This window comes from Methylocystis parvus OBBP (assembly GCF_027571405.1).
In the GTDB taxonomy this organism is placed as follows: domain Bacteria; phylum Pseudomonadota; class Alphaproteobacteria; order Rhizobiales; family Beijerinckiaceae; genus Methylocystis; species Methylocystis parva.
Map to the genome: position 1 here is coordinate 271303 of NZ_CP092968.1, position 19940 is coordinate 291242.

Annotated in this window: 19 protein-coding genes and 1 tRNA gene; 11 read left to right on the forward strand and 9 right to left on the reverse strand. The window is 59.2% G+C overall.

What is annotated here, in order from left to right:
* The first annotated feature begins 44 nt into the window (after nucleotides 1-44).
* Nucleotides 45-1151 carry a glycosyltransferase gene (locus tag MMG94_RS01270; RefSeq protein ID WP_016918952.1) on the forward strand — a complete coding sequence of 369 codons (1107 nt, stop codon included), beginning with the start codon at nucleotides 45-47 and terminating at the stop codon, nucleotides 1149-1151.
* 146 nt (nucleotides 1152-1297) lie between these two features.
* Here MMG94_RS01270 and MMG94_RS01275 read toward each other — a convergent pair whose 3' ends face one another.
* The 4 genes from MMG94_RS01275 to MMG94_RS01290 form a co-directional block, all read right to left on the reverse strand.
* Complete coding sequence (locus MMG94_RS01275) at nucleotides 1298-2770, reverse strand: exopolysaccharide biosynthesis polyprenyl glycosylphosphotransferase (protein ID WP_016918951.1); 1473 nt, start codon at nucleotides 2768-2770, stop codon at nucleotides 1298-1300.
* Nucleotides 2760-3887, reverse strand: a complete 1128-nt coding sequence (locus MMG94_RS01280; protein ID WP_157212429.1) for a glycoside hydrolase family 5 protein — start codon at nucleotides 3885-3887, stop codon at nucleotides 2760-2762. The genes MMG94_RS01275 and MMG94_RS01280 overlap by 11 nt, the downstream gene beginning before the upstream one ends.
* A 97-nt stretch (nucleotides 3888-3984) precedes the next feature.
* The gene (locus tag MMG94_RS01285) at nucleotides 3985-5277 is read right to left on the reverse strand and encodes a glycosyltransferase family 4 protein (RefSeq protein WP_016918949.1); all 1293 of its coding nucleotides are present in this window, start codon (nucleotides 5275-5277) and stop codon (nucleotides 3985-3987) included.
* 30 nt (nucleotides 5278-5307) lie between these two features.
* Nucleotides 5308-6573, reverse strand: a complete 1266-nt coding sequence (locus tag MMG94_RS01290) for a nucleotide sugar dehydrogenase (protein WP_016918948.1) — start codon at nucleotides 6571-6573, stop codon at nucleotides 5308-5310.
* 111 nt (nucleotides 6574-6684) lie between these two features.
* Between MMG94_RS01290 and MMG94_RS01295 the strand changes: the two genes are divergently transcribed.
* The 5 genes from MMG94_RS01295 (at nucleotide 6685) to MMG94_RS01315 (ending at nucleotide 11204) form a co-directional block, all read left to right on the forward strand.
* Entirely contained in the window at nucleotides 6685-6873 is a 189-nt protein-coding gene (locus tag MMG94_RS01295) for a hypothetical protein (RefSeq protein WP_154420103.1), read from the forward strand.
* A gap of 276 nt (nucleotides 6874-7149) precedes the next feature.
* Nucleotides 7150-8376, forward strand: coding sequence for a glycosyltransferase family 4 protein (locus tag MMG94_RS01300; protein WP_016918946.1), 1227 nt, complete (start codon nucleotides 7150-7152; stop codon nucleotides 8374-8376).
* A 95-nt stretch (nucleotides 8377-8471) separates the two neighbouring features.
* On the forward strand, nucleotides 8472-9497 hold the full coding sequence (locus tag MMG94_RS01305) for a glycosyltransferase (protein WP_244415248.1): 1026 nt from the start codon (nucleotides 8472-8474) through the stop codon (nucleotides 9495-9497).
* A complete protein-coding gene (locus tag MMG94_RS01310; protein ID WP_016918944.1) occupies nucleotides 9491-10624 on the forward strand; it encodes an acyltransferase family protein in 1134 nt (377 codons plus the stop codon). Before MMG94_RS01305 ends, MMG94_RS01310 begins: the two co-directional genes overlap by 7 nt.
* Nucleotides 10614-11204, forward strand: a complete 591-nt coding sequence (locus MMG94_RS01315) for a polysaccharide deacetylase family protein (RefSeq protein ID WP_016918943.1) — start codon at nucleotides 10614-10616, stop codon at nucleotides 11202-11204. Before MMG94_RS01310 ends, MMG94_RS01315 begins: the two co-directional genes overlap by 11 nt.
* Here MMG94_RS01315 and MMG94_RS01320 read toward each other — a convergent pair.
* Together MMG94_RS01320 and MMG94_RS01325 are read right to left on the reverse strand one after the other, a co-directional pair.
* A complete protein-coding gene (locus MMG94_RS01320) occupies nucleotides 11168-11437 on the reverse strand; it encodes a hypothetical protein (RefSeq protein WP_016918942.1) in 270 nt (89 codons plus the stop codon). The two genes, MMG94_RS01315 and MMG94_RS01320, sit on opposite strands and share 37 nt — an antisense overlap.
* Nucleotides 11438-11512: 75 nt before the next feature.
* Nucleotides 11513-12262: a metallophosphoesterase family protein gene (locus MMG94_RS01325; protein WP_051001092.1), complete on the reverse strand. Its 750-nt coding sequence runs from the start codon at nucleotides 12260-12262 to the stop codon at nucleotides 11513-11515.
* A gap of 313 nt (nucleotides 12263-12575) precedes the next feature.
* Between MMG94_RS01325 and MMG94_RS01330 the strand changes: the two genes are divergently transcribed.
* The 5 genes from MMG94_RS01330 (at nucleotide 12576) to MMG94_RS01350 (ending at nucleotide 18297) form a co-directional block, all read left to right on the forward strand.
* Nucleotides 12576-13766 (forward strand): polysaccharide biosynthesis/export family protein, encoded by a 1191-nt coding sequence (locus tag MMG94_RS01330; RefSeq protein WP_157212428.1) that lies wholly within the window; start codon nucleotides 12576-12578, stop codon nucleotides 13764-13766.
* A gap of 16 nt (nucleotides 13767-13782) precedes the next feature.
* On the forward strand, nucleotides 13783-14322 hold the full coding sequence (locus MMG94_RS01335; protein WP_154420101.1) for a hypothetical protein: 540 nt from the start codon (nucleotides 13783-13785) through the stop codon (nucleotides 14320-14322).
* Between the two features lie 40 nt (nucleotides 14323-14362).
* Complete coding sequence (locus tag MMG94_RS01340) at nucleotides 14363-16597, forward strand: polysaccharide biosynthesis tyrosine autokinase (RefSeq protein WP_016918937.1); 2235 nt, start codon at nucleotides 14363-14365, stop codon at nucleotides 16595-16597.
* 107 nt (nucleotides 16598-16704) lie between these two features.
* On the forward strand, nucleotides 16705-17079 hold the full coding sequence (locus MMG94_RS01345) for a serine O-acetyltransferase (RefSeq protein ID WP_040579001.1): 375 nt from the start codon (nucleotides 16705-16707) through the stop codon (nucleotides 17077-17079).
* 396 nt (nucleotides 17080-17475) lie between these two features.
* A complete protein-coding gene (locus tag MMG94_RS01350) occupies nucleotides 17476-18297 on the forward strand; it encodes a polysaccharide lyase family 20 protein (RefSeq protein WP_016918934.1) in 822 nt (273 codons plus the stop codon).
* A 27-nt stretch (nucleotides 18298-18324) separates the two neighbouring features.
* Here the strand turns inward: MMG94_RS01350 and MMG94_RS01355 are convergent, their stop codons facing one another.
* The 3 genes from MMG94_RS01355 to MMG94_RS01365 all read right to left on the reverse strand — a co-directional run bounded on the left by MMG94_RS01355 (nucleotide 18325) and on the right by MMG94_RS01365 (nucleotide 19872).
* Nucleotides 18325-18675 (reverse strand): hypothetical protein, encoded by a 351-nt coding sequence (locus MMG94_RS01355; protein ID WP_016918933.1) that lies wholly within the window; start codon nucleotides 18673-18675, stop codon nucleotides 18325-18327.
* Nucleotides 18676-18793: 118 nt separating this feature from the next.
* Nucleotides 18794-18869, reverse strand: a tRNA-Asn gene (locus MMG94_RS01360).
* 76 nt (nucleotides 18870-18945) lie between these two features.
* Nucleotides 18946-19872 carry a PfkB family carbohydrate kinase gene (locus tag MMG94_RS01365; RefSeq protein WP_016918932.1) on the reverse strand — a complete coding sequence of 309 codons (927 nt, stop codon included), beginning with the start codon at nucleotides 19870-19872 and terminating at the stop codon, nucleotides 18946-18948.
* Nucleotides 19873-19940: the final 68 nt, after the last annotated feature.

Sequence of the window (19940 nt, forward strand, 5' to 3'; positions counted from 1 at the left end):
TCACGATTAGCACTTACCTCGAAAAACGCCTAGGCCAATTGCGGATGAAGATCGTTTTCGTCTTGAATGCTCTTGTGATGGGCGGCGCCGAAAAGCACGCCATCGATCTTGCGCGGCGCTTGAGCGAAAGCGGCGCGGATTCTTCCTTCTTCGCCATTCGGCGCGGGGATTTCGAGCCGGAGGGGATACGTCTGTCGCAACCTTGCGCTGATGAAAGATATTCTCTTCAGAAAAGAGTTTCGGCGCTTGCGCGGATTTTAGCAAGCGAGTCCCCCGAACTGATCGTTTGCGTCAATGATCGCCCCTTGATGGTCGCCTCGGTCGCCAGGATGCTGTCGCGGCAAAAAGCGAAGATTGTCGTCATCGAACATTCGAGCATCTTTCGGAATCGAAAGGAGGCGTTGCTGGACTGGTTCTATCGTTCGTTCCAGAATAGGGCGGACTGTATGGTCTTCATCTCTGAAAATCAGCGTAAACTATGGCTGTCCCGCGGCGTCGCGCCGAGATCGAGCGTCACTATCCTCAATGGCGTGGACATGTTGCGCTTTTCCTTGAGCGAACGAGAGAAGTTCCGCGCGGCGACGCGCGCCCGGCTCGGATTTACGCAAGAGGATGTCGTCCTCGGCTGCTGCGCCGTGCTACGGCCGGAGAAAAACCATGCGCAGCTCCTGGAGATTATTGCGAGGCTCGGCCCGACGAGTTCGTTAAAAGCTTTGATGGTAGGGGATGGTCCGACCCGGGGAGCGCTCGAAGAAAGGGCTTCCGAAATGGGGATTTCGAACAGAGTGGTCTTTGTCGGCGCTCATCATGACGTTCGACCTTATCTTGCGGCATTTGATTTGGGAGCGTTGTGCAGCGTAGCGATCGAGACGCTCTCTTTGGCGGCGCTCGAAGCCCTCGCCATGGGCGTTCCCATGCTGATGAGCGATATTGGCGGCGCTTCGGAAATCGTCAATGGTCAAAACGGCGCAGTCTTTCCTGTCGGCGACACGCAGAAATTAGCGGAGTTGGTCCAGCGCTTTCGATCCGAAAGCGGGAGCGACCGTCTGCAAGCGCAAGTTCGGGCGAGCGTCGAGGCCAAATTCGGCCATGAGAGGATGGCGTCGGAATATTTCGAGGCTTTCCGAGAACTGATCCAGCGACGTGATTGACAGGATGAAAAGGCGATAGCCATGGCGTCATTATGTCGTTCTCCGGACGGGCGGCGCCTAGGGCGTCGCTTTTCCAATTGCATGGCTTCAACGCGTTCGGCGCTTCTCCCGTCGTCATTTCGCTCGCGCCGCAGGTCGATGCATCGTCAATAAGCATGTGCGTCCCTGAACATCAGCGTGATCGTCGACAGGACGATTTTTATGTCGAGCCAGATCGTCCAGTTGTCGATGTAGAAGAGGTCAAAATCGACGCGCTTCTGCAGCTTTTCGAGACTGTCGAGTTCTCCCCGAAAGCCACTGATCTGGGCCCACCCCGTCATGCCGGGCTTAACGCGGTGGCGGACGGCGTAATAATCGACGAGCTCCTCCAAATTGCGCCCTAGGGTCTGGGTCGAGAGCGCGTGCGGCCGAGGGCCGACGATCGACATCGTCCCTTGAAGCACATTTATGAGCTGCGGCAATTCATCTATGCTGGTACGGCGGATCCAGCGACCAACGGGCGTAACCCGCGGATCGTCACGGCGCGTCTGAAGTTTTGCGTCGGGGTCGGCCATCTCCTCATACATCGACCGAAATTTCCAAAGCGCGAAGGCTTTTCCATTGAAGCCGATCCGGGACTGCTTAAAGAACACCGGGCCTGGAGAATCGATCTTGATAAGCGTCGCGACGACAAGGAACAGCGGCGAGAGCGAAAGAAGGCCGAAGGTTGCGATCGAAACGTCTTCCAGCCTCTTAAGCCAGAGGCTCCAGCCGTAGATCGATTCTTCGTTGGCGCAAATGGAAATGCGGTCGCCGAACATGGAAACCTGACTAACGTCGTGCAGCCCAACCCGATGCGACGGTAGAACCAGGACGCGGGTCGACAGGTGACGCAAAAGATTCAGCGCGTTCATGACCGCTGGGATGTCGCGCCAAGGCGCGGCGACATAGACGACGTCGATTTCCCTCTGGGCGATCTCGTCCGAAAGGTCGACGAGATCGCTGAGGCGCTCAAGTTGCGCGACCGACATTACTCTGGTTTCGCCGTCGGTTCGAATCTCGATGTCGGCGGCGCGGAGAGGCTCGCAGAAAACTCCAACCGACATTGCGCGGCGGACATAGGCGCCGGCGCGCATGAGTCGCTTGGCGCGAGCGAGCAGGAAACAGCGCGCTGACAGAATGGCGAGGGCGGAACTTGCGTACCAAGCCATCAGCCAGCTTGCGAAATCGGGCGTCATCGTTTGGGCGGCCAGCTCCGCTATGGACAGCACCGAAAAAGCGCAGGCGATGGAAAGCGACGCACGCGTCACGGTTCGCCGCAAGTCGAGAATGCCGTCAGGATTATAGACTTGAAAAATCTGAGCGATCACGAACTGAAAAAGGACGGTGAAAAACACGCTCCAGAATGCCGCTGCGCCATGCGCGGCGAAGTCCGTCATCTCCAGCTCCGCGACGCAAAACTGCCTCGTCCGCCATCCCAAGCCGATCAGCGCCGCCGCGTCGAGCAGCAAAAAGCCGACGGCGTAATTATGCGTCGACAACCGTCGTTCCGCAGCCGGCGCGCGCCGTAAAATCGCGAGGATCGACGAACGCATGGCTTGCAATGACGCCGCCCGGAAGGAGCCGAAGCTATTCGTCATGACGGAGACCGAGCGCTTCGACCGTAGGCCAGTCTATCCGTCCTTGCTCGACGAGGGCCATACGCCCATAGCCTTTGTACGCCCAGAACGCCCAGGGGAACTGGAACGTCTCGGCGATCTTGCGAACGGCCGTCAGCCAGGCGAGACGGTTCGGGATCATGACGCCATGGGATTCGGAAACGCAGCCGAATTCGCCGAGAAAAATCCGCTCTCTTGGGATAAAATGGGCGTCGCTCCATGCCGCCACAGCGGCGAAGGCGTCTCGCATGCGGGCCATGTCATGAGACGCCGCGATGAAATCGTTGAGAGACTTTTTGACATCCCGCTTCTGCCGCAGCCCGAAGCCGGGGCGCTCCTCCGCGCGCGCCAGGGCGCCCTGAAGCGCTTCTTGAGCGTTCTCGACTGATGCGGGCCAATGAAGGCCGGCGACGAGTTCGTTCTCGTCGCCTTCGACTCCCTGATGCGTATAGGCGTGGGGGTCGTAATAATGGAATGTATAAAGGACATTGCTGTTTCTATAGGGAGAAGGGTCCAAATATGTCAGCGCCGCGGCGCTGCTCCAGTCGGGGCCCGTGAGAACCAGGGGCAGGTTCGGAGCGGCTTCCCTCGCGCATGCATGAAGCTCCTCGAGCATTTGCGGCCAGCGCGCCTGTTGGGGCTGCGTCGAGAGCCAGGGCTCGTTCATCAACTCGAGGGCGAATTTCTCCGCAGGCAAGGTCGACAGCGCCGCGGCCAGACGACGAACCATGCGGCAATAGGACTGGAATCTTTCCGCTCGCCTGTCTTCGACGAGGCGCAGCGGCGCGAAATCCGGGTTTACCGCAACGGGATGGAGGTCCAGGACGACATTAAAGCCGGCTGCAAAAAGACGATCGAGCAGTCTTTTGACGTAAGCGACGAGAAACTCGAACCTCTCGCCGGACGCCATAATCAAGATCCCAGGGTCGGCGGTGATGCGGAGAAAATCAAAGCCGATCGATCTGATGAGAGCGAGTTCGCTATCGGCGAGCTGGTAGGATGGGCCGCTGAACGGCGGCCAACGATAGGAGATGCGTGTCCCGTCGCCGTCCACCTCCGGCCAATTGAGGAGATGATGGAGATTGATCCCGCGTGACAAACGAGGGAATTTCAAACCCAGGTCATTCTTGGCGCAGGCTGGCATGGCCGACGCGGCGACCGCGCCCAGACAGAACGCCCGTCGATCCACGCCTCGATCAATCATTTGCCGAACGCAAAATCTGAAAGCGACGCCTTTTGCTCAAAGCCCGCTCATAGGCTCTGAGTAGAATGGGCGCTTGATGACGCCAGGCGAGTTCGTCCTGTAGACGCCGGCGGCCGAAATCGCCCGCCTCCAAGCGCGCCGCCTCGTCTGACAGGAAAGAGAGAATCTTTTCGGCAAAATGGACGGGATCGTTTGCGCGCGCGTAAAGCGAGGCGTCGCCGGCCGAAAACCGTCCCTCTTTTACGTCGAACTGAACAATGGGCTTTCCAAGCGCCATATATTCCAGGATCTTGTTCATTGTCGACAGGTCGTTCATTGGATTGACGCGGTCCGGATTGACGCAGACATCGGATGTCGCGAGCACGGAAAATAAGTCGGCGTCGGAGAGGCGCCCGAGGAAAGAAACGAAATCCGCGACGCCCAGTTCGACGCTTCGTATCTCGAGCGCGCGAAGGCTTGGCCCGCTTCCAACCAACGCGAACTGAATGTCGCGTCGCCCGAGGTCGTGAACGAGATGGCGGACCGCTTCGAGAAGAAGGTCGATTCCCTCCTGATCGCCCATTACGCCGACATAGCCGACAAGAAACCGTCTACCTTTTTTCCATTTCTCGTCTGAGGGCGGCTGGGTCAGTCGCCCGAGATCCGGACCGCTCCGAACGACGAAGACATCGCTCGAATCCATCCGTCCGCGCGTGAACGCTATCTTCCGATAGCTCTGATTGGTCGCAAGGGAGACGTCGGCAAGGAAGAAAGTCAATCGCTCGAGAAAGAGCAGCAGACGCCAGAAGACGCCGCGTCTGCCGAATTTGGCCTCGTAAAGTTCGGGGTTTATGTCATGGTGATCGAATATGAAGGGGACGCCCAGAAGCTTGAACGGCGCCGCGACGAGAAAGATCAGGTCGGGCGGGTTGCAGGCGTGAATAATGTCGACGCCTCTTACGAAAAATATTTTCCAGGCGAGAAATGTCTCCGCGATAAACGCCGCTCCATATTCCTTCAGATAGCCGAACGCGCTTTGCGCCTCCAGCGGCAGAGCATGCCGATGGATGTGAATCCCCTCCAAATATTCATATCCGCGCTCGTAACCTTTTCCCTTCGGACATATTATCGAGACAATCGCGCCGTTCTCGCAAAGAGTTCTCGCTTCCTGCCAAACCCGCCGGTCAAAGGGAAGAGGCAGGTTCTCGACGATGATGAGCACACGCTTCCCGGAAAGCGTCGGGCCCGAAGCGACGCGATCCTGTGGGACGCGCGTCACATTGTCGCCGATCGATTGGTTCGTCATTGGCCATCAACTCATCTGCTGGCGGAGATCTCAGGCGAGCGCATGCATTTTGAAGAGTCGCTTCGCCTTCAGATTGAGAGAGGCCGCGGCCCCATTGGCGTCGACGACGACGTCGAATTCATTATCCTCGATAAATTCTCTTGGCTTGAGAAGTTCCGACAGCGACGGCAGTTGCGAATAGGCGTAACCGAGATTTTGTCCAACGAGCTGGCCCGGCCGCAGCGAAGGATCGTAAACAGTGAGGGAAAATCCCGCCTGCAGCATCTTGCGGGCGAGATCCACATTCGGACTCTCCCGCAGATCGTCGCTGTCCGCTTTGAAGGCGAGGCCAATCATCAGGACCTTCGAGCCAGGAGCCAAACCCTTTGTCGCCTGCTGGAAAATGAAATGCTTGTGAGCGTCGTTCGACCGGATAAGCGAGTCGACGACATGCATCTGGGCGCCAACGTCAGAGGAAATATATTGGAGCGCGCGCACGTCCTTCGGCAGGCATGATCCTCCAAAGGGTCCGCCGGGTCGAGTGTAGCAAGGTGAAATATTCAGCTTCGTGTCCGAGACGAAAATCTCATGTACGGCCCCGGCGCTAATGCCGAGATGGGCGCATGCGCGTCCAATTTCGTTTGCGTAAGCGACCTTTAGCGCATGAAAGCTGTTGTCCACGAATTTTGTGAATTCAGCCTCCCGATAACGCGTATAGAAGACAGGGGCTTCGATGCCCTTGTGCAATTCGTCCATCCGCACATTCGGTCCGCCATCGAACGTGCCGACGACGATCTTTGGCGGGTGGAAATAATCGTGAACCGCAACGGCCTCCCGGAGAAACTCGGGATTGTAGACGAGCTCGACGGCCAGATGATCCTCGCCGAGGATCGACCGGAAGATCGGCGCGATAAGCTCTTCGATCGTTCCCGGACGAAACGTGCTTCGATAAACAACGGTAAGCGGCGCCTCGCGAATCTTCGCGTGAATGCTCGCTGCGATCTGGCGGGACACTTCCGCGATGTCGCTCATATTGTGCGCGCCGTCCGGTCCGCTTGGCGTTCCAACGCACACGATCGCCATATCGCATTCGCTCACCCGATCTTCGACGGCGCTCCAAACCCTCAGCAACCCGTTCTTTGTCGCGCGCCCGATAATTTCTTCGACGCCCGGTTCCTTGATGGGCGAAAGCCCTGCGGAGATTTGAGCGACTTTGGCCTCGCTGACGTCAAAGCCGTAAACTGTATGTCCCTGCTCGGTGATGCAGGCGGCGGCCGTCAGTCCGACATAGCCGAGGCCAAAAATTGAGATCTTCATACGCACGCTCTTTGCAACGTGATGATCAACACAGCGCGATTGCGTCGCATCGCTTCATAAAATGCTAAGCAACCTTTAAGCCGTCATCACGCGCGATGTAAAGAGCGATCGATGCGCTTTCATCCAATGTTTGATGTTGAATTTGTCGAAGACGCTGGTAACGATTCAATGGCGTCGCGCGATCGTCGGCGTGATCATTTGCGTCGCGATCCGTCGTTCTGGATGCAGTTTTTCAAGAATGCAAAACCTGTTACGTCGAAAGATCGAGATCGTCGCCATGCAGTCGACATTCACGTTTGAGTCGGGCGTCGCTTCAGCGCCCATTCCGAGGCGGGATGAATGCGGCGTGATCAAGCAGCCTCTTTACGCCGACGTCGCCTTCACGGGCGCGAGGATAAAATTTCGCGGACAGGTCGATGCTTACGATTTTCTCGAGCGCTGTCTGCGATCGGGGGCTCGACTGAGGCTTGATAGATTTATGAGCTTCTTCGCGCGTAGACCTGCTTCATTTATGTGGATAAATGTGTTGCGGCTCATGAGAAGGATCGTCGCGATCGAGCCTTGGACGGTTGGGAAATGTTTGTCCCCGACGTTTTCCATGTGGATTTGCATGTTCGCGTCCGCACGAGCTTTTTCGTGCGCAAGGACGAGTGGGCTGCGCGTGAGGCAAGAGTTTTCGGCATTTCGGTTGCTGAAATGAAATCACGTCCTTTTCGCATCGCTATCTTCGCGCCGCACTTTGCGGAATATTCCGTGAGGCTCGCCATTGCGCTGTCGCGCCATGCGCCAGTGTTGTTGATCGTCGATCGGGCGAACATGGCCGCGGAATGCAGCGAGCGTTTATTGCGTCGGACGCGGCAGTCGGTCGAGATATTTGAATTCGAGTCGACCGGCCGAATGAACCGGGCAAGGTCGTTAATGCTTATCCTCGCGCGCGTCCTCGTCTTTTCCCCGTCGGTCGTCAGTGTTCAGGAGCAGATTGACAATCTCTCCGCCTGCGTTGTCAGGGCGCTTCGCCGCATTGCGCCGATCGCGCTCACGGTCCATGATCCCCGCCCGCATCCGGGCCTCGACGCCGAATGGGTGAAAGCAAACGCCGAAAATCGTTTGAAGATGCGCGCCGCGGCGTCGTTATTTCATGTGCACGGGGCGTTTTGCGCCGCTCAGTTGAGAGATGAGGTCGGGGAGAGCCTGACGATTGTGGAAACGCCGCATGGCTCGATATTGACGCCCGAGCCCGAGCAGATGCGTCCGTCGGCAGCTGGACGGATTCTGATGTTTGGTCGGATGGAAGCCTATAAGGGATTGACTGTTCTACTCGACGCGGCCGACGCGTTGCGGTCGCGAGGCGTGCGCTTTGAGCTTTCGATCTTGGGCGGAGGTTCGGAACTGATCCGCAACCAAGCGAGGCTCGCGCGCGATTTTATCAATCTCAGGGAAGGTTTCGTCGCGCCTGAGGCTGCGGTCGCCGCGTTCCAAAACGCTTCGATCGTTGTCCTGCCTTATACAGAGGCGACCCAAAGCGGGGTCGCCGCAGCCGCTTATGCAAATGGCCGCGCAGTCGTCGCTTCCCGCTGCGGCGGGCTGATCGACTCGGTCAGAGATGACGTTGACGGCGTATTAGTCCCGCCGGGCGATGCGGTGGCGCTTGCGAACGCTCTCCATCGACTTCTTATAAATTCGGGCGAGCTGGCCCGATTGACGAGGGCGGCGCGGCTCGCGGGTGAGACGCGGTTTGCTTGGGAGCCAATTGCCGAGTCGCTGGTCTGTTCTTTTCGAGAGACGCCGGAAGGCGGCAGATGAAGAAGAGACGGAAACGTATCCTTTTTTTCCTTCCGGGTCTCGACGTCGGAGGCGCGGAACGGCACGCCGTCGTTCTGCGTCAGGCTTTTTCGAATATGGGCTTCGAGACGCGACTGGTCGTATTCGGGCGAAGGCGACCCTCCGCGCTTCTCGGACATCCCGGCGCCGAGGGGGCTTTGTTTCTTGGCTTAAAGGGAATGTCGGATCTTTTCGGTTGGCCGCGCATATGGAACGCGCTGCAAGGCTTCAGGCCGGATGTGATTGTCGCGGTGAATCAAACGCCGTTGATCGTATCGGCGGCGATGCATCTTCTTCTGTCCGGGCGTCCGAAACTCGCGTGCGTTTTCCATACAACCGAGATGCAGCCCTTCGAGTCGCGGCTTCAGAATGCTTTCAAATTTGCCGTGAGACATGCCGATTGCTTGATCTATGTCGGGGAAAATCAAAGGAAGGCATGGGCGGCCCGCGGCGTCGTCGCGAGGCGGGAGTCCGTGATCGCCAATGGCGTGGATCTTCGCCAATTTTGCGGGCTTGGTCGAGAGGAGGCCAAAAGCCGGTTGGGGATCGCCAAAGGCGACCTGGTGATCGGACATGTGGGCGCGTTTCGGGTTGAAAAGAACCAGATCGAATTGATCGAAGCGATCGCGCGCGTGAGGGGGAGGGGCGTCGCGATCAAAGCTCTCCTGGTGGGCGATGGTCCGACGCGGTCCCTGGTCGAGTCGCGCGTGCGGGCTCTCGGGCTGGGGGCCGAGGTGATTTTCGCCGGCGAGCAGTACGACGTCTCGCCCTTTGTCGCGGCGTGCGACATCGGCGCGCTCTGCAGTACGATAGAGACTTTCCCGCTTTCTGCGTTGGAGTTTCTGGCGTCGGGCGTTCCGATGATCGCCTCGAATGTCGGCGGCGCGCCGGAGATCGTGCGAGATGGCGAGAATGGGCGGCTTTATCCTTCCGGGGATATTGAAGGCTTTGCCTGCGCTGTTCAGGACTTGGCGGAGATGGGGAGACGGAAGGCGCTTGCGTCGAGGGCGCGCGCCTCGGTCAGCCATCTTAGCCAGGATGCGATGGTTGCGCGCTATCGAGACTTGGTCCGCGACCTGCTCGTAGGATGTGAAGCATGGTGACGGAAATCCGGCAGAGCGGGCGGGAGCTTGCGGAACGGAAGCCCGCCGGAGATGTGAGCGACTTTCTCTCGCGCGGGACGATTCCCAATCTGGACGGGCTGCGCGCTCTCGCCGTGCTCCTCGTCATGCTCTCCCATTACGGGCTCGGCGACTGGATACCCGGCGCTTTTGGCGTGACGATATTTTTCTTTATCAGCGGCTTTCTTATCACCACGCTTCTGCTCAGGGAGCTTGCCGCTCGACGGCGCGTTTCGCTTCGAAATTTCTTCTTACGTCGGTTTCTGCGCCTGCAGCCGGAGCTTCTCGCCTATTTGACTCTGTCGGCGGCGATCGGTTCCCTCTATATCGGCGTCCCGAGGAGGTTGGATTTCCTGACGGCGATCCTTTACGTCGCCAATTACACCGAAGCGTTTTCGAGTATCGGGCTCTTTCCGTTGGAGCTGCGCTGGCCGCAACTCTGGTCGCTGGCGGTGGAGGAGCATTTCTATCTGCTTTTCCCGATATGTTTTTTCCGCTTCGGTCCAGACGGCGTGCAGCGCCTCTGCATCCCCTTTTTGCTTCTTATCCTGTCCTGGCGCATCGTCCTGGCGGCGGCCGGCGCGCCTGCAGAATATCTGTACGTGGCGACGGATACGCGCATCGACTCGATCGCCTATGGTTGTCTTGTCGCCTTAACGCTTTGGCGCGAGCCGGAAATCTTGCGGATAATGAACCGTTGGACGTCGATCGGCCTTGTCGCCGCCGGTTTGATCGTCGCGGCGACCTTCGCAGTCCGCGCGCCCTGGTTCCGAGAGACGTTTCGATACTCGCTGCAGGGCGTCGCGCTTTCCGTGGGGGCCGTCGCGATGTTGACCGCTCGAGGTCTCAGGGCGAGCGCTTTTCTGCGGCGGCCGACGATGAGGTGGATGGGGCGAATGTCTTACGGCGCCTATTTGTGGCATCTTGAGCCGCGTCACATATTCGACTGCGTTACCGGCGAAGCGGCTGCTAATCTGCCGCTCGGCGAGGCGGTCATCTTATCATCGATAGGCGTTCCGATAACGTTTTTGATCGCGGCGTTGTCCTATCATTGTTTTCAGCAACCATTTTTTCCGCTGCGTCGTCGATATGGCTCCCATGGGCTCTGAACCGGCGACGCAACCCTCCTTCCTGATTTCGATTGACATGGAAGGCGACGATATTTGGTCGCGCCCCAAACAGGCGACGACGAGGAACGCCGAATATCTCCCGAGATTTCAGGCGCTCTCCGAGCTGGTCGGCTTCAAACCGACCTATCTCGTCAATCACGAGATGGCGCTGCTGGAGGTTCCAATCACGATCATGATCGGACGGAGGCCAATATATAAGGAAATTGCGCGCCGCCTTCTGGGGCGGTTCGATCGGCCTCGCCTTTGGCTGCGCCCCGATGGGCGTAACCTCTCTTCAATGCTGGAAATCGTCGCGCGCGCAGGGCAGTCCGGCCAAAGTTATCTTCAATTCACGCTGCATTCGTCCGAATTCATGCCGGGCGGAAGTCCGAATTTCAGAACGAATGCGGAGATAGAGCGCCTTTATGACCATTTGGAGATCCTGTTCGAAACAATTGGCCGCGCCGGCTATGTGGGGCGGACGTTCGCAGAATTCGCGGACGATTTCACGGCGCGGGAGAAGCCGGGTGAAGCGTCGATCCGTCATCGCGCTGCGGGCCAGGCGAACAAATCCATATAGGGTTTGTGCTTTTCCGCGGCGACCCTATCGACCTTGTTGAGCTGACGGATCTGCTCATCGCTCGATGTATCCGCGCGCGGGGCGCAGCGCAGTTCCGTCGCGAAGAGGTCGTTCTGACAATAAGGCGGCGTCCAATATTCGCGTGCGATTTCTGCTTCAAAAGCGACTGCGGCGTCGCACCGGACAATCGAAACGCCGAACAGCAGGATGACGGAAACGCGTTTGGCGAACATTTTTCTTTCTCCGAATCGGCCAAGGGTCTTTAAGAAAGTTACAAAAACGGACAAGCATTTGTGATTTATTTTGCGTCAAAGGAATGCGCGCGTCGCGCCTTCCAGCACGAGGCATGTTAATCGTCCGGTCACATAGGCGCCAGTATCGATATTGATCTTGTATGGTTCGACGCGCGGCGTCCGTACGGGTGTGTGACCATGCACCACAATCGCCGGAAGGGCTCCGCTCCAACCGATGAATTCGTCGCGTATCCATAAAAGATCGCTTCGGCGTTGAGCCTCCAACGCGACATTCGGGCGCACGCCCGCATGCACGAAAAAAAATCCGCCATACGAATAGCTCAGCGGACGACTTTCAAGAAAATGAATATGAGACTTGGGCAGCGCGTCTTTCATAAGACGCCGAGTCTCTTCCAATCGCCGGCTCGACGCTTCAAGCGGAGCCGGAACGCCATATGAGAGAAGAGTTTCTCTTCCGCCATAACGCATCCAATCCGGGAACGCCTCGCCGTCCTGCAGCGACTGCAGCAGAAACTCTTCATGATTCCCGATGAGAGCGACGACATTCGGTTCGGTTGCGCGGGCGATCATCTGATCGAGGACGTTACGAGAATGCGGGCCGCGATCAATATAGTCGCCGAGATAGATTTCGATCGAATTTGCTATTGGGCGCACGCGCTTATGGGCCTCGATGCGGATAAATGCCTGCTCGAGCAGATCAGCCCGACCATGAATGTCTCCAACGGCATAAATGCGCACGCCTTCAGGAAGAATTGCGTGCGATCCAAGATTTGGAAGGCTTTGCGACGCTGCGTCGTCCCGCATGTTCGTTCTTTCATTCGCATATTGACTCTCGCCGCGCGAGATGTGAACCAACTGACATTGAAAGAGCTATGGTTCGATGTTTCCATCATCAAGCGCAAGGCGTTTTCGCTTTACGAGACGACGCAATGAAAGCGCAAATGAATGCGTCGCAATGTCGGCGGCTCCGCCCTTGCAAGGCGACGATCGAGGCGACGCCCTGACGTCGACGAGGATTGCTCATTTGCCAGCAGTGTTGACGAAACGAATTCGCGCGATGCAGGGGCGTCGATCGATAAATCGTTTCCCGGTCAAATTTCTTTGGGCGATTTTCGCAATGGCGTTGACGTCTTGCTCCTTCACTGCCGAACTCGTTCCAAAAGATGGACCCACCGCCGAGGCCGTTCGGAACGCTGCGGAGGTTCATGTGGCGAGCGGTGAGACGCTCAGTTACGCCTTTGTCAAACTTGGACCGGAGACGGCGAACGCCGTTAATCGCACGACGAACGCGCTCGCGCTGCGTTTCAATGGTCTCGCTTCCAGCAAAAGTCATAAGGCGGAGGCGCCGATAGGCGTCGGGGACGTCATATCCGTCACTGTGTTCGAGGCGCTGGCCGGCGGGCTTTTCATTCCGGCTGAGGCCGGCGTGCGGTCCGGCAATCTGGTGCAGATGCCGAATCAGGAAGTGGACAGTTCGGGGCAGGTGAACGTTCCCTATATCGGCAATGTGCGCGTGGCCGGTCGAACGGCCAAGGAAGTCGGCGCGGAAGTTTCACGCCGACTGGCCAACCGGGCGATCGAACCTCAGACGATCGTCAGCGTCGTCGAACGGCGCAGCAATGACGTCAGCGTGCTTGGCGACGTGAACTTGCCCGCGCGTTTCTTCATCGATCCTTCCGGAATCCGTCTTTTGGCCGCGATCGCCCGGGCGGGAGGGCCCAAATCGCCGGCTCATGAGACGATCGTGACGGTCCAGCGTCGCGGCGCTACGGCGCAGGCGTTGTTGAGCACGATCATCAAGGAGCCGTCGCAAAATATTCCGCTTGCGGGCGGCGACAGCATATTTCTCGCGCGCGAACCGAAAATATTCATGGCTTTCGGCGCCACGATCGAACGGCCTGGAGTTTCCCTGACCGGCGTGGTCGGCGGAAGCTCGGTCAGTCGACGCTTCTCGTTCGACGCGGATAATTTCTCGCTTGCGGAAGGACTTGCGAAGGCAGGCGGACTGGATTCGCTTCGCGCCGACCCAAAGGGCGTCTTTCTCCTGCGATTTGAGAATAAGCGCACGCTCGCGTCGCTCGGCGTCGATACCTCGACTTACAGGAGCGACGCCGTGCCGACGATCTATGCGGTCGATCTGAGCGTCTCCGAGGGATTTTTTCTGATGAACAGCTTCTACCTACGTCACCAGGACGTGATCGTCGTCACAGATTCTCCGACGGCCGACCTGCAGAAATTGCTGGCTGTTTTCACCAATCTTTCGCAGATCGCGCAAGGCGCCGGATTTCTCGCCAATGCGACGAAATAGGCGAAGGAGGCTGAGCGTGAAACGGCGACCGGCAAAGCGCGTGGCGGCTTACGCCTCGAGCTTTCTTCTGGTTTCAACCGTAAGTGCGGCTGCGGGCTGCGGGCGGACGCTTTCGGCGAGCGCATTGAACGGTTTTCTGGAACGGCCAAACGCCTTGCTGAAAAATGACAGCCGGCGGGCCCTCGTTTACAACGTGCGCGAATTTTCGAAAGAGGCTCAGTCGCATTCGGCGCTTCGGGCGCTTGCGATTGAGGCAAGAGAGTCCGACCGCGAGGAAATCGGCCGTGGGCTCGCAATGGCCTATCATGGCTGTCTCGCTCAGCGATCGGAATTGTCCCGCGCAATCGCCAATCTGATCGGTCGCATGCCGGAGGCCGTCAAGCGAGGCTTCCGGCAGGGGCTTGAAGCAACGCGGCCAGACGCGCCCGGAGCGGAGCTCACCGGCGATCGTCCCAGGCAGGAAGAGCCGCAGCGGGTTTTCAGCATCGGCGTCGTCCATTCGCTCGATCAGCGAAGCCTCAAACTCGCCGACCCTTTCGCTCCGCCATTTCGTTAATCCAGGATTCGCGCCGAGGCGAAAGCTCACAGGTCCTCATATGCTGCAAATAGGTGTGCATGGTCCGCGTCGCGGGCCGTCCGATAGCGAGATCAAACTCGTGCCGCAGCTCGACGCGCTGGGCCTGCTGAGGATTTTTTATCGGCAGTGGCCGATCATCGGCTTTCTGATGGGCGCGGGGTTCGTGCTGGGGGCTGTCTACACGCTTCTTGCGACGCCGCGTTACACGGCGACAGTCCTTCTCTTTGTCGATCCCCACAAGCCGCAATTCAACGCAAAGCAGGAAGTCTCGGTCAACGGGCCGTCCGATCCCGGGCTGATCGAGAGCCAGGTCGAAATCCTGAAATCGGACAGCGTTTTGAAAGCGGCGGCGCATGCGCTGGACCTTGCGCATGATCCGGCCTTTCATCCACCGCCGGGGCTCATGTCGTCCCTCATATCGGTGGTGACGAACTGGCTCCGACAAGCCCCGCCTTTGTCACTGGATGAAATCGAGTCCGAGATCGCGCAACAGATCGGCTCGGGCCTGAAGGTCAAGCGCGTCGGTCTGACCTATGTGATCCAGATCGATTACACGTCGACCGGCCGGGAGCTGTCCGCGCGGATCGCCAATGGCGTCGCTGACGCTTACTCGCTCGCGGAGCTCGATGCGCAATATCGATCAAATCGGCAGGCGAGCAAATGGCTACAGGATCGCATCAAGGAATTGCGCGCTCAGGCGGCCGACGCCGACCGCGCTGTTCAGAAGTTCAAAGCGGAAAACGACCTGGTCGACACGGCGCGCGGATCGTTGAATGAGCAGCAACTGGCGGACGTGAACGCGCAGCTTGTCGCGGCGAAGGCGGCGACGGCGGAGGCGCGCGCACGCTTTGACAGGGTCATGGAGATTTCCAGGGACGGGCTTGCCGACGGCTCGGTCGCCGATGCTTTGCGCAGCGAGGTCATTACCCGTCTTCGCGCTCAATATCTGGATCTGTCGGCGAAGAGGGGAGAACTCTCGCGCCGCTATGGACGGAGCCATGGGGCGGTCGCCAATATCGACTATCAGATGGAGGAGATCAAACGCTCGATCGGGCTCGAACTCAGGCGGATCGCGGAAAGCAATAAGAGCGATTACGAAGTCGCAAGGGAGCGTGAAGAGTCCATCCGCAAAAGTCTCAAGGAGCTGGTGACCCAGGCCGAGGCGAATAATCAGGCGCTCGTCCGATTGCGGGATCTCGAAAGCAGCGCGCAGACCTATCGCAGCCTTTATGATTCCTTCTTCCAGAAATTCGAGGAGGCGACGCAGCAACAGAGCTTCCCGGTTTCGAGCGCCCGGGTGATCACGCCGGCGGCGGAGCCGGACAGGCCGAGTTGGCCGCGCGGGATCATCGTCATGCCAGGCGCGCTTGCCCTCGGCTTGGCGCTTGGAATTGTGGCGTCGTTGTTGAAAGAGTTTCTGGGCAATAATTTTCGGGGCGTCGACGATGTCGTGCATTATGCCGGGGTCGAGTGTCTCGGAATATTGCCGGACCTCTCTTATGAGCGGGCGAAAAAGAAGGCGGCCTTGTCGCGACCGGGACTGCTCGGCGGCGCCTCCGCCTATGTGCGCCACTCGGTCGACGCGCCGTTTTCGCGATTCACCGAGACGATCAGGAACGTGAAAGTGTCGATCGACATCGCCCGCTCGCAGCGGAAATCGGGCGTTGTCGGCGTCGTTTCCTCTGTGCCGGGGGAGGGCAAGACCACCTTTGCCGCCAATCTCGCTTTGCTGATGGCGCAGATGGGACATCGGACGCTTCTGATCGACGGCGACCTCCATAATCCGAGTCTCACGCGCACATTGGCAGGCGGCGTCAATGCAGGCCTCGTTGAGGTGCTGATGGGAAGCGCGCGTCTGGAAGATGTCGTCGTCGCCGACGGCGCCACGGGCCTGATCTTCCTTCCGAGCGTATTGCGAGCTCACGAATCCAATGTCGTCGCACTGATGACGTCGCAGGCGATGAGCGACCTGCTCGAGGCGTCGCGCCGAGACTACGAATACATCATTGTCGACTTGCCGCCGGCGGTTCCGGTCGTCGACGTCAAGGCGTCCGCTCATTTGATCGATAATTTCGTCTTCATCATCCAGTGGGGGGCGACGAGCCGCGACGTCGTAAGGGAGGCATTGGAAAGCGCCGACACGCTCCGTCAGCGCGTCCTGGGGGCCGTCCTCAACAAGGCGGACCCGGCGGAGCTCAAGCGCTTCGAGGCTTATAAGGGCCGATACTATCACGATTATTATGTTGAAGGATGAGGGCGGGGCGTCGGGGCATGGCCGTACAGACGATCTGCGCGCTCCATTCCCTGTCCCATCACGCATTTGCGCGCGGCTGGCGCCGGTCCGCGCGTTTGCTGGATGGAATGATCCGAATCGCATTCGGCGCGGCGATCCCGGCCGAGGCGCGTATTGGCGCAGGGGTCTTCTTCCATCACAGCGGGCTCGGCGTCGTGATCAATCGGCAGGCCGTCATCGGGCCCGGCTGCGAAATTGGCGCTCACGTCGTCCTGGGGGGCAGATCTCTGCTTAAAGGCGCTCCATATCTCGAAAAAAACGTCATCGTCCATTCAGGCGCGAAGATTATCGGTCCGGTTCGGATCGGCGAAAACGCCCTCATCGCCTGCAATTCCGTTGTGCTGACGGACGTGCCGCCCAACGTGCTTGTCGCCGGCGTTCCCGCTATCGTCAAAAAGACCGGCATAAATATTTCCGACTATCGCCACGTCGCCGACGATTAGGAGCTATTTCGCCGCGATGATCCAGACGTGGGGATTGACGAGAACGTATTTCAAAAAGGTGGCGAAGGCGGCGGCGTCCCGCGCTGGACGTCTCCAAGCCCTGTTCAAGTCGCTCGGCGAGACTCGGCCTCCAGCCGCGCATGCGCCATCGCCTCGTCGAATCCGACCGTATCGCCCCAAATCGCTCAATAGCGCGCAGTGATGTCTTTGCGAGACAGGATGTCCAAAAGCTTCGAACGATCGCGGGCGTGCGGCTGCATAATCGATCCTTGCGCAATGGGTGAAGAGATGACGTGATACGCTCGACATGAAATCGCGGCGGAGCTAGGAACGTTCGCTTGATTTCTTTGTATCGTATCATTCGGCGCGCGCCCGAATTCAAGTTGATCGCTGCTCATGCTCAAAACGCAATCGTTTAAAATCGTCCTGGCCATTGTTGCGCTCGCCGCCTTATCGGGTTTCGTCGCGGAGCTGGGGTTCCTCTCGGTCAGCCTCTTTGCAATGGGCGGTTGGCCTTTCATCGACGATTTTAGCGATGGTTTCGCGGCGTGGAACGTCTTCATGCGGCAGACATGCTGCGGGCATTCCGCGACGGTCGTCGATGCGCCGTTGCTTGCGGGAAAGAAGGCGGCGTCGTTCGAATTGCGTTTCGAGGACGAGACGATCAAGGGAAGCAAGCGCTCGGAATTCAGGCTCTCCGCCACGCGCTTTGGCGTGGAGTATGATTACCGCTTCAAAATATTTGTGCCGCAGGACTGGGTCCCGGATGAATCAGCGACGCTGCTGATGCAGATGCACAATGTTCCCGATCTTTGGAAGGGCGAGTCGGGGCTCGCGCCGCCGATCGATCTCGAAATCGTGCAGGATGCGTGGGTGGTGAGGGTGGCGAAAGGAAAAACGCCGAATTGGGTCGACCGCGTCGGAGAAGTCGAGGAGAAGACGATCTGGCGCGCGCCGGTCGATCTCGGCAAATGGACGGAGTGGCGCATACGTCTGCGCTGGTCGACGGACGAAGACGGCTATGTCGAGATCGAAAAAGACGGCGCGAAGATCGTCGATCGCAAAGGCGCGAACAGCTACGACAATCTGCTCGCGCCTTACATGAAGTTCGGCGTCTACGTCCCGGCGTGGAAAAAAATGGCGTCGCCCCCGCGGGCGGCGCGCCGTTCGGCGCTGTTCACCGATATTGCGGCGCGTCGGTCATCCGATGTCGAATAAGAAGGTGCGGCCGTGCGGAGCTTGCTTCTATCGCGCCACGCCATGCAGGACGTCATGCATGCGGACGATCCAGCGGGTCGATGAAACGGGGCCGGGATGATGGACGGCCACATAGGTGAGCGCCGCAAGGAGGCATTCAAGCGCGCAGACGGCAGGCAATAGCGTCTCCGAACCGCGCCCGGCGGAATCGTCGCCGAGCAGCGCGGATAGAGCGGGCGCGATCAAGGTCGCGGCATAAGTCACGCCGCCCGACGCCAGAACCGCCAATAAGCCCAGGGTTGACGCCCAGCTAACAGCGCCGAGCAATAAAAGGAGAAATGCGGGCAAGCTGTTGAGCAGCAGGACCGAGACGAACAACGTCTGAGGATTGTCAACCATAACCACGCCACTCAATGCCGTAACGAATTGTTAAGCATAAATCCGGGCGGCGTCAATTTTGGCGTGGGCGCACCGGCCATGGCGCGGCTGCGAACAAGAGGCGTGGATTTGCTGGAAATGGCTCCCCGAGTAGGACTCGAACCTACGACCTAGCGATTAACAGTCGCGTGCTCTACCAGCTGAGCTATCGGGGAACGTCGTGGTGCAGGGGCGTATACAGGGCGTTGGCGGCTTTGCCAAGCCCTTTTGAGCAGCCTGTGGAAAACCCGCTCAAACAAAGGCTTCCGTGACGGCGCCGGCGCTGAATTCCTCATCTGCCCGGGCGATGTCGGCGCGAGTCGGGAGGCCGGCTTCATTGCCGAGATGCTGGACCTTATGCGCCGAGGCCGCGCGGGCGAATTCGAAATGGGCGCGCCAGGGCGCGTCCGGGCGATCGAGATAGGAGGCGCAATAGGCGCCGTGGAAGACGTCGCCGGCCCCCGAGGTGTCGATGACCCGCTCGGACGGCACATGAAGCGAGGGCAGGTGCTGCGGGGCGCCGTCCTCGCCGTACCAGAACGTCCCTTTCTCGCCGACGGTCACCGCTCCGACGCGGCAGCCCTTCGACTTCAGCCAGGCCAGCATCTCGCCCTCGGTGAAAGACATCTGATTGCAGAGCTGCTTCGAGACGACGGCGACGTCGACGAAATCGAACAACTCCTCGATATGCGGCCGCATCGCGCCGCCGTCGATCGAAACGAGCACCCCGCCTTCGCGCGCCGCCCTGGCGTAATGAATGGCGGCGTCCGCCATATGGCCATCGAGATGCAGGACGCGCGCGGACGAAATGTCGAGGCGCACGAAAGGCTGCATGTAATTGTCGTCGCGGGCGCGCAGAATCGCGCGCTTGCCGTCGTTCGGCAGAACGAAGGAGAGCGACGAGCGGGCGACCTTGCGGGGATGCACGCGCACGCCGTAGCAATCCGCCATCTCGGCGAACATATGCCCCAGCCAGTCGCGGGCCTGCGTGGTGAGGAGATGCACGTCATGGCCGAGCTTGGCGCAGGCGAAGCCCGCCGTCACCGCGTTGCCGCCGAAGCTCACGGCGTAATCGCGCGCGACCATTTTCTCGTCGCCGGCCGGCATCTCGTCGGCGAGCATGGTGACGTCGATATAAGCGTGGCCGATGAAAAGCGCGTCCAAGTCGATCTCCGGCATGAGTTGCGCCCGAACAACGCGTTCGGACCCCCGCCTTCGCGAGGCGCCGCGTGCGGAAAAAATCAGCC

Coding starts and splice junctions, on each gene's coding strand:
- MMG94_RS01270 (WP_016918952.1), top strand. CDS start 45: ATGAAGATCGTTTTCGTCTTGAATGCTCTTGTGATGGGCGGCGCCGAA.
- MMG94_RS01275 (WP_016918951.1), bottom strand. CDS start 2,770: ATGACGAATAGCTTCGGCTCCTTCCGGGCGGCGTCATTGCAAGCCATG.
- MMG94_RS01285 (WP_016918949.1), bottom strand. CDS start 5,277: ATGACGAACCAATCGATCGGCGACAATGTGACGCGCGTCCCACAGGAT.
- MMG94_RS01290 (WP_016918948.1), bottom strand. CDS start 6,573: ATGAAGATCTCAATTTTTGGCCTCGGCTATGTCGGACTGACGGCCGCC.
- MMG94_RS01295 (WP_154420103.1), top strand. CDS start 6,685: ATGCGCTTTCATCCAATGTTTGATGTTGAATTTGTCGAAGACGCTGGT.
- MMG94_RS01300 (WP_016918946.1), top strand. CDS start 7,150: ATGTTTGTCCCCGACGTTTTCCATGTGGATTTGCATGTTCGCGTCCGC.
- MMG94_RS01305 (WP_244415248.1), top strand. CDS start 8,472: ATGGGCTTCGAGACGCGACTGGTCGTATTCGGGCGAAGGCGACCCTCC.
- MMG94_RS01310 (WP_016918944.1), top strand. CDS start 9,491: ATGGTGACGGAAATCCGGCAGAGCGGGCGGGAGCTTGCGGAACGGAAG.
- MMG94_RS01315 (WP_016918943.1), top strand. CDS start 10,614: ATGGGCTCTGAACCGGCGACGCAACCCTCCTTCCTGATTTCGATTGAC.
- MMG94_RS01320 (WP_016918942.1), bottom strand. CDS start 11,437: ATGTTCGCCAAACGCGTTTCCGTCATCCTGCTGTTCGGCGTTTCGATT.
- MMG94_RS01325 (WP_051001092.1), bottom strand. CDS start 12,262: ATGCGGGACGACGCAGCGTCGCAAAGCCTTCCAAATCTTGGATCGCAC.
- MMG94_RS01330 (WP_157212428.1), top strand. CDS start 12,576: ATGGCGTTGACGTCTTGCTCCTTCACTGCCGAACTCGTTCCAAAAGAT.
- MMG94_RS01340 (WP_016918937.1), top strand. CDS start 14,363: ATGCTGCAAATAGGTGTGCATGGTCCGCGTCGCGGGCCGTCCGATAGC.
- MMG94_RS01345 (WP_040579001.1), top strand. CDS start 16,705: ATGATCCGAATCGCATTCGGCGCGGCGATCCCGGCCGAGGCGCGTATT.
- MMG94_RS01350 (WP_016918934.1), top strand. CDS start 17,476: ATGCTCAAAACGCAATCGTTTAAAATCGTCCTGGCCATTGTTGCGCTC.
- MMG94_RS01355 (WP_016918933.1), bottom strand. CDS start 18,675: ATGGTTGACAATCCTCAGACGTTGTTCGTCTCGGTCCTGCTGCTCAAC.
- MMG94_RS01365 (WP_016918932.1), bottom strand. CDS start 19,872: ATGCCGGAGATCGACTTGGACGCGCTTTTCATCGGCCACGCTTATATC.